The organism is uncultured Lactobacillus sp., from assembly GCF_948948975.1.
GTDB lineage: Bacteria > Bacillota > Bacilli > Lactobacillales > Lactobacillaceae > Lactobacillus.
In genome coordinates, this window is sequence record NZ_CARBVX010000015.1 from 44,751 (window position 1) to 52,924 (window position 8,174).

Annotated in this window: 6 protein-coding genes; all 6 read left to right on the forward strand. The window is 35.6% G+C overall.

Annotated features, from left to right (window positions below; all coding sequences use genetic code 11):
* Nucleotides 1-13: 13 nt before the first annotated feature.
* Nucleotides 14-925 carry a GTPase Era gene (gene era, locus Q9R40_RS07060; RefSeq protein ID WP_172475804.1) on the forward strand — a complete coding sequence of 304 codons (912 nt, stop codon included), beginning with the start codon at nt 14-16 and terminating at the stop codon, nt 923-925.
* Nucleotides 926-1,678: a DNA repair protein RecO gene (gene recO / locus Q9R40_RS07065; protein WP_304677003.1), complete on the forward strand. Its 753-nt coding sequence runs from the start codon at nt 926-928 to the stop codon at nt 1,676-1,678.
* Nucleotides 1,679-1,972: 294 nt separating this feature from the next.
* Complete coding sequence (gene glyQ, locus Q9R40_RS07070; RefSeq protein ID WP_004895097.1) at nt 1,973-2,890, forward strand: glycine--tRNA ligase subunit alpha; 918 nt, start codon at nt 1,973-1,975, stop codon at nt 2,888-2,890.
* Entirely contained in the window at nt 2,883-4,955 is a 2,073-nt protein-coding gene (gene glyS, locus Q9R40_RS07075; RefSeq protein ID WP_297939760.1) for a glycine--tRNA ligase subunit beta, read from the forward strand. Before glyQ ends, glyS begins: the two co-directional genes overlap by 8 nt.
* A gap of 23 nt (nt 4,956-4,978) precedes the next feature.
* Nucleotides 4,979-6,790: a DNA primase gene (dnaG, locus tag Q9R40_RS07080; protein ID WP_304677004.1), complete on the forward strand. Its 1,812-nt coding sequence runs from the start codon at nt 4,979-4,981 to the stop codon at nt 6,788-6,790.
* Nucleotides 6,791-6,805: 15 nt separating this feature from the next.
* On the forward strand, nt 6,806-7,924 hold the full coding sequence (gene rpoD, locus Q9R40_RS07085) for an RNA polymerase sigma factor RpoD (protein ID WP_304677005.1): 1,119 nt from the start codon (nt 6,806-6,808) through the stop codon (nt 7,922-7,924).
* Nucleotides 7,925-8,174: the final 250 nt, after the last annotated feature.

The window sequence follows — 8,174 nt, forward strand, 5'->3', positions numbered from 1 at the left end:
AAAGGATGTAACAATGATGGATGAAAAAAAAGACTTTAAATCAGGTTTTGTAGCTTTAATTGGTAGACCTAATGTGGGTAAATCAACTCTCTTGAATTATTTAGTAGGTCAAAAAGTGGCAATTATGTCACCACAACCACAAACCACTAGAAATAAAATTTCAGGTATTTATACTGATGATCAGGAGCAAATAGTTTTTATTGATACTCCTGGGATTCATAAGCCAAAAAATAAATTAGATGACTTTATGGATAAGTCAAGTTACTCTGCTTTAGATGAAGTAGATGTGGTTTTATTTATGGTTGAACCTGAACCAGCAGGTAAGGGAGACCAATATATTGCTGAACTTCTTAAGAAAATTAAAAAGCCTGTATTTTTAGTGATAAATAAGATTGATAAAGTCCACCCAGATGAGTTATTATCTATTATAGATTCATATAAGAATCTAGGCGATTTTGCTGAAATTGTTCCAATTTCTGCTTCACAAGGAAATAATGTTTCCGAGTTGATTAAAACAATTGCTAAATATTTGCCAGAAGGTCCACAATTTTATGATGCAGACCAATTGACTGACCGTCCAGAATATTTTATTGTAGCTGAATTAATTCGCGAGCAGGTTTTGAAGCTCACTCATGAAGAAGTTCCGCATGCTACGGCCGTGGTAGTTGACCGAATGCGGGATCATGAAGGTGGCAAGCTTCAAGTTGAGGCTACAATTTATGTTGAGCGTCCCGGTCAAAAGGGCATTATTATCGGCAAGAAAGGTCAAATGTTGAAGCAGATTGGAATTGCTGCACGTCGGGAAATTGAAGCTTTATTAGGTGAAAAGGTTAATTTACGCCTATGGGTTAAGGTTCAAAAGAATTGGCGTTCTGATCCTGCCTTTCTTAAATCTATTGGCTACAACGCTAAGGAATTAAGATAGATGGCACGTGAACTTTGTGAAGTTCAAGGATTAATTTTTAAAAGAAAAAAATATAAAGAAGCTGATGTTCTAACCAAGATCATGACTAAAGATCATGGTATTTTTACAATTGATGTAAGAGGAGCACTGAGACCAAAGTCCAGATTAGGAGCTGCAACCCTTAACTTCTCTTATGGAAAGTATATTGTAAATACAAATTTGAAGGGAATCAGTACGCTGCGGACTTTCAAGGATGTAAAGCAGCTGGACCAGTTATATTTAGATTTAACTAAGAATGCGTATTCGAGTTATGTTTTAGACTTGCTTGACCATGCTTTTGTTGAGTATAAAGATATTGGAAGTTTTTATGATTTGATTATGAAAGCGTTGCTGAAGATAAATTCTGGAGAAGATGCGGCAATTATTACCCAGATGGTACAACTGAAGTTGCTTAATGCATATGGAGTAGCGCCCCAATTAGATCGTTGTCTAATTTGTGGTAAAGTACAAGGTGTGTTTGACTACTCGATGGAATTAGGTGGAATTATTTGTAGTGATCACTTTAATAGTGTCAGTCAAAGGATGCATCTAGATCCTAAAGTAGTAGCCTTGATTCGTACTCTAGCTTTAGTTGATATTGATCGTTTAGGGAAAATAAAAATTAATCCGCAATTAAAAAAGGACTCTGGCAAGGTGATCGATCGGATGTACGTTAACTATCTGGATCTTAATTTAAAAACTAAAAAATTTCTTGATGAATTGGCGCTTTTTTAGCTGTTGACTTTTTATATTCGTTTAAAGACTAGTGAGGTTTTCTTACTAGTCTTTTTTTATAAAAGATGATAAAATAGATACGTATTTTGACAACTATAAAGGAATAGAAAAGTACCAATACAGCGAGTGCAGACTGGTGGAAGTGCATTTGGGAAAAGGCACCTTTTAGTCAAAGTTGTTAATTAAGGGCAGGAAGAATATTTTCCTGAATTAGGGTGGAACCGCGAAGTAAATCGTCCCTATGCAATTTTTGCATAGGCTTTTTTTATGCCTATGTTGTGAGGAGAGAGATAAATGTCAGAGAAACTGAATATCCAGGATATGATTTTTAAATTGGAACAGTTCTGGGCCTCTAAAGGTTGTATGATTATGCCTTCATATGATGAACAAAAAGGTGCCGGGACAATGAGTCCATATACATTTTTACGTGCTGTTGGACCAGAACCTTGGGCAGCTTGTTATGTTGAACCTTCAAGAAGACCTGCCGATGGTCGATATGGTGATAACCCTAATCGTTTATACCAACACCACCAATTCCAAGTAGTTATTAAGCCTGCACCAAAAGACATTCAACAATACTATTTAGATAGTTTAAGAGTATTAGGTATTGAACCTCTTGAACACGATATTCGATTTGTTGAAGATAACTGGGCAAACCCATCTATGGGTTGTGCCGGTGTTGGTTGGGAAGTATGGCTTGATGGAATGGAAGTTTCTCAATTTACTTACTTCCAAGTAGTTGGGGAACTTGATGTTAAACCAACTATGAGTGAAATTACTTATGGTGTAGAACGTCTTGCTTCTTATATTCAAGATGTAAACTCAGTCTTTGATCTTGAATGGGGCGATGGAGTTAAGTATCGTGATATCTTTAAGCAACCAGAATATGAACATTCTAAGTATGCTTTTGAAGAAAGTGATCAAGAACAATTACTTAAGTTCTTTGATATTTACGAAGCTACTGCTAAGCGCTTGTTAAGTCAAAATCTAATTCATCCAGCTTATGATTACATCTTAAAATGTAGTCATACCTTTAACTTGCTTGATGCACGCGGTGCAGTTTCAGTTACTGAAAGAGCGGGTTACTTATCAAGAATTAGAAACTTAGCTCATCTTGCTGCTAAGGGATTTGTTGAAGAGCGTGAAAAACGTGGCTTCCCATTATTAAAGCACCAAGAAGAAACTAAGAAAGCGGGGCAAAACAATGACTAAAGATTATTTATTTGAAATTGGCACTGAAGAAATGCCAGCTCACGTTGTTTCTAAAAGTGTTAAGCAATTAGCTGATCGTACTAAAAAGTATTTAAAGGAAAATGGGTTATCCTTTAAAGATATTAAGACTTATTCAACTCCACGTCGTTTAACGATTTTAGTTGAAGATTTAGCTGAAAAACAAGAAGATATTGATGAAGTGAAAAAGGGCCCAGCTAAGAAGATTGCGCAAGATAAAGACGGCAATTGGACAAAAGCTGCTCAAGGATTTGTCCGTGGTCAAGGGATGACTACTGATGACATTTACTTTGAAGAGCTTAAGGGCACTGAATATGCCTATGTTCATGTTCAAAAAGAAGGTAAAAAAGCTTCTGATATCTTAATGGGAATGAGTGATATTGTTAAAGCAATGACTTTCCCAACTAAGATGCGCTGGGGTAGCTACGACTTCGAATTTGTTCGTCCAATTCATTGGATGGTTTCTTTACTTGGTAGTGAAGTAGTGCCAGTTAAGTTACTAGATGTAGTAGCTGGTCGTAAAACTCAAGGTCATCGTTTCTTAGGCGACAGTGTAGTATTAGCTAACGCTGATGATTATGAAGAAGCATTAAAGAGCCAATACGTAATTGCTAATGCTGATGAACGTAAGGGTATGATTCTTAACCAAATTCAAGAACTTGTTGCTCAACATAACTGGAAAGTTAATATTGACAAGGGTTTACTTGAAGAAGTTACTAATTTGGTTGAATATCCAACCGTATTTGCTGGTTCTTTTGATGAAAAATACTTGAACATCCCTGATGAAGTATTAATTACTTCAATGAAGGATAATCAAAGATATTTTGAAGTCTATGATGAAAACGGCAAATTAATTAATCACTTCATTTCAGTTAGAAATGGAAATAGTGAATACTTAGACAATGTCATCGCTGGTAATGAAAAAGTTCTTGTTGCTCGTTTAGATGATGCACAATTCTTCTATGATGAAGATAAGAAGTACCCATTAGCTCACTTCGTTGATAAGCTTAAGAATGTTTCTTTCCATGATAAGATTGGTTCAGTAGCTGAACATATGGCACGTGTTCAAATTATTGGTGATTACCTTGGTAAGAAGTTTAATGTTTCAGATACTGAAATGAAAGACTTTGACCGAGTTAGTGATATCTACAAATTTGACCTTGTTACTTCAATGGTTGGTGAATTCGCTGAATTACAAGGTGTCATGGGAATGCACTATGCCCGCTTAATTGGTGAAGATGAAAATGTTAGTGTAGCAATTAAAGAAAGTTATATGCCAACTAGTGCTGAAGGTGAATTACCAACTACTACTGTAGGTTCTTTACTTTCAATTGCAGATAAACTTGATACAATCATTTCCTTCTTCGGTGCAGGTATGATCCCATCCTCATCTAATGATCCATATGCATTAAGAAGAAATGCATACGGAATTGTAAGAATCTTATTAAACGAAGGTTGGTCACTTCCTATTAAAGATGTTTTACCAGAATTAATTCAATTACTATCAGGTAAGACCGCAGCTAAGCTACCTAAGGATGCTGAAGCTGAAAATGAAATTGCCGACTTTATTCGTGATCGTGTAAAGCAACAATTACAAGTTGAAAAATATGACTATGATGTAATTGATGCTGTTCTTGCATCTAGTCAACAAGATCCAATTCAAATTTTGGCTGCTGCTAAGACTCTGCAAATGCATCATGATGACGCTGACTTTAAACCAGTAGTTGAAAGTTTGACTAGAATTACTAATATTTTGAAGAAAGCAAAATATAGAAATGCTAATAACATTGATGAAAGTCTTTTCCAAGATGTTAGTGAAGAAGAATTATATGTTGGCGTAAATGTATTAGAAGAAAATAATGATTTGAGTATTGCCGATCTTTATAAAGGTTTTGTAGAATTACAACCTGTAATTAATAATTACTTTGAAAGTAATATGATTCTTGATAAGGATGAAAAGGTAAAGAATAATCGTTTGGCTCAATTATTAAAGGTTAATAATTTAGCTGATCGAATGGGTGACTTAAGTAAATTAGTAATTAAATAATAATTGATTGGGATGATCCATTGATGGCAGGACGTATTCCTGAACAATTTATCGATGAAGTTAGAAACTCGATCGATATTGTGGATGTAATAAGTCAATATGTCTCTTTAGAAAAAAAAGGTAAGGATTATTTAGGACTTTGCCCTTTCCATCAAGAAAAAACGCCTTCGTTTACCGTTAATGAAGGAAAGCAGTTTTTTAAATGCTTTGGATGTGGTAAAGGTGGAAACGTATTTAAATTCTTAATGTATCAGGATCATCTGACTTTTCCTGAAAGTGTAAGAAAAGTTGCTGAATTAGCTCATCTTCATATGCCAGATGGCTATGGTGAAGCAGTAAAGCCAATTAGCCCGTTAAAGAAGATGTATCGACAGGCAACAGAATTTTACCAGCATATTTTGCTCACAACTAAAGTTGGTGAAAGAGCACTTGAATATGCTCAAAAACGTGAATTAACTAATGATCTATTAGAGCATTTTAAGGTGGGCTATGCGCCTGATAACGATACAATTTTGTTAACTTATCTTCGCCAAGAAGGTTATACAGATGCTGAGCTGCGAGAAAGTGGTTTATTTGTAGAGTCACAAGATGGACAATTATTTGATCGTTTTCGTGATCGATTAATGTTTCCATTAGGGGATGAATCAGGTTATACAGTAGGATTTTCTGGGCGACGAATTAGTAATGATAAAACTATTGCTAAATATATGAATAGTCCAGAAACAAAGATTTTTAATAAATCTAAATTACTGTTTCACTTTGCTGAAGCAAAAAAAGCGGCAAGAAGTGAAAAACATTTGATTCTTTACGAAGGATATATGGATGTAATTGCTGCTTATAAGGCTGGTATTCAGTCTGGTGTTGCTTCGATGGGAACAAGCTTAACCACGGAACAAGTATATATGCTGAGACGAATCACTCCCAATATCTTAATTAACTATGATGGAGATGCGCCCGGCATTCATGCTGCTGAAAGAGCAACGAAGTTATTTGGGCAAGTACAGGGATTCAACTTAGGAATAATTGTTTTACCCGAAAATCTCGATCCGGATGAGTATGTAAAGAAATATGGAGTAGAAAAGTATCAAGCTGAGGTAGCTGGTGCACTTAGCTCAATGGATTTTCTACTTGAAAGATTGGCTAATCAATATAATTTACATAATGATCGAGAGAAGCTAGGATATATTACGGCTAGTGTACAGATGATTGCTGGCCTAAATGATCCAGTTGCGGCAGATTTGTATCTTGATAAATTAGCACGTCAAACTGGAGTTACTCGTGAATCATTAAAAGTAACTTTTGTGCGTGAAAGACGTAAATTACAGCGTGCAAGGAATCATCAGCAAACTTATCAAGCTCCTAAATCACTTCCAATAGATCAGCCTACTGAGCCGAAAGAAGAGCAAGCAGGGACTGACCTTGAGACAAGAAATCCTGCTCTTGATCGCCTGCTTTACCTATTTATACATAGTGATGAAGCAAGGGATTACTTATTGAGTCAGCAATTCTTGTTTCCCGATGAACGTTATGCAAAATTAGCAGAATTTTGGTTAAAGTATCACCAGACTCATGAAGAGGCAGAGGTTACTGGCTTCATTGATTTTATTCCTGAAGAACTTCAAGGTATAATTATTAATATGGAGATGATTTCAATGCCTCCAGATTATTCTAAGCGCGAATTAGATGATCAATTGCGGGCATTGGAAAAAAGTAAGATTGATCGGCAATTAAATGATTTGCTTAATCAATTGAAGGATGCTCAAAGAAAACAAGATAATAGTTTAGAGCTTGAAATAGCGCAAAAAGTAATTGCGTTAAGAAGAAAGAAGTTTTAGAGGGGGCTTTTTTACATGGCAGAGAGTAAGACTACCAAAGAAACAACAATGACACTTGATAAAAAGGTCAAGGAAGTTGTTAAGGAAGTTAAAAAAGACAAACAAATTACTGAAAAAGAATTTACTGCTCAACTAATTAAGCCATATGATCTTCAAGGAAAAGCGGTAGATCAACTAGTTCAAGAATTTGAAGACAAGGGAATTAGTGTTGTTGATGAAAATGGTGAACCTTCAAAATTAGCTTTAAAGAAGCAAAAAGACGTTGAGAAGGCTGAATTAAAAGATATGTCAGCACCTTCAAGCGTAAGAATGAATGATCCAGTCCGGATGTATTTGAAGGAAATTGGACGTGTTTCATTATTAAATGCCGATCAAGAAATTGCCTTAGCTAAGAGAATTGAATCAGGCGATGAGGAAGCTAAGCAAGAATTGGCTGAAGCTAACTTACGTTTGGTAGTTTCTATAGCTAAACGTTATGTTGGTCGTGGTATGTCCTTCTTAGATTTAATTCAAGAAGGTAACATGGGCTTGATGAAGGCCGTTGACAAATTCGACTATCGCTTAGGATTTAAGTTTTCAACTTATGCAACTTGGTGGATTAGACAAGCAATTACTCGTGCAATTGCCGACCAAGCTAGAACAATCCGTATTCCAGTTCACATGGTTGAAACAATTAATAAGTTGATTAGAATTCAAAGACAACTTTTGCAAGATTTGGGAAGAGAACCAACTCCAGAAGAAATTGGTGCCGAAATGGATATGCCAACTGATAAGGTTCGTGAAATCTTGAAGATTGCACAAGAACCCGTATCTCTTGAAACACCAATTGGTGAGGAAGATGATTCTCACCTAGGTGACTTTATTGAAGATAAAGACGCAACTAGTCCTGAACAACATGCGTCATATGAATTGTTAAAAGAACAACTTGAAGAAGTACTCGATACTTTAACTGATCGTGAAGAGAATGTTTTACGTTTACGTTTTGGTCTTGATGATGGACGTACTCGTACTCTAGAAGAAGTTGGTAAAGTATTTGGAGTAACCCGTGAACGTATCAGACAGATTGAAGCTAAGGCTTTACGTAAACTACGTCACCCAAGCCGTTCAAATCAATTAAAGGACTTCTTAGATTAATAGAAGAATTAAGTATGAAAAACCTTGTGGTAATAGCAATATTGCCACAAGGTTTTTTACTATAACAAAAATGAATACTACTATATAAGAAAATAATGCACTTATCTATTGCAACTGATTTAAAGTAAGTCTATAATACTACCAGTTACTTATTTTTGGAAAGAAGGGAAAATATGAGTTGGGCAATTATTCAGCAAAGTTTGCCACAATTTGTCAAAGGCTTCCAGGTAACAGTCTGGATGTCCTTTGT

Excerpts from the sequence above, each read along its gene's own strand:
- glyQ (WP_004895097.1), top strand. The coding sequence starts at position 1,973 with ATGTCAGAGAAACTGAATATCCAGGATATGATTTTTAAATTGGAACAG.
- dnaG (WP_304677004.1), top strand. The coding sequence starts at position 4,979 with ATGGCAGGACGTATTCCTGAACAATTTATCGATGAAGTTAGAAACTCG.
- rpoD (WP_304677005.1), top strand. The coding sequence starts at position 6,806 with ATGGCAGAGAGTAAGACTACCAAAGAAACAACAATGACACTTGATAAA.
- glyS (WP_297939760.1), top strand. The coding sequence starts at position 2,883 with ATGACTAAAGATTATTTATTTGAAATTGGCACTGAAGAAATGCCAGCT.
- era (WP_172475804.1), top strand. The coding sequence starts at position 14 with ATGATGGATGAAAAAAAAGACTTTAAATCAGGTTTTGTAGCTTTAATT.
- recO (WP_304677003.1), top strand. The coding sequence starts at position 926 with ATGGCACGTGAACTTTGTGAAGTTCAAGGATTAATTTTTAAAAGAAAA.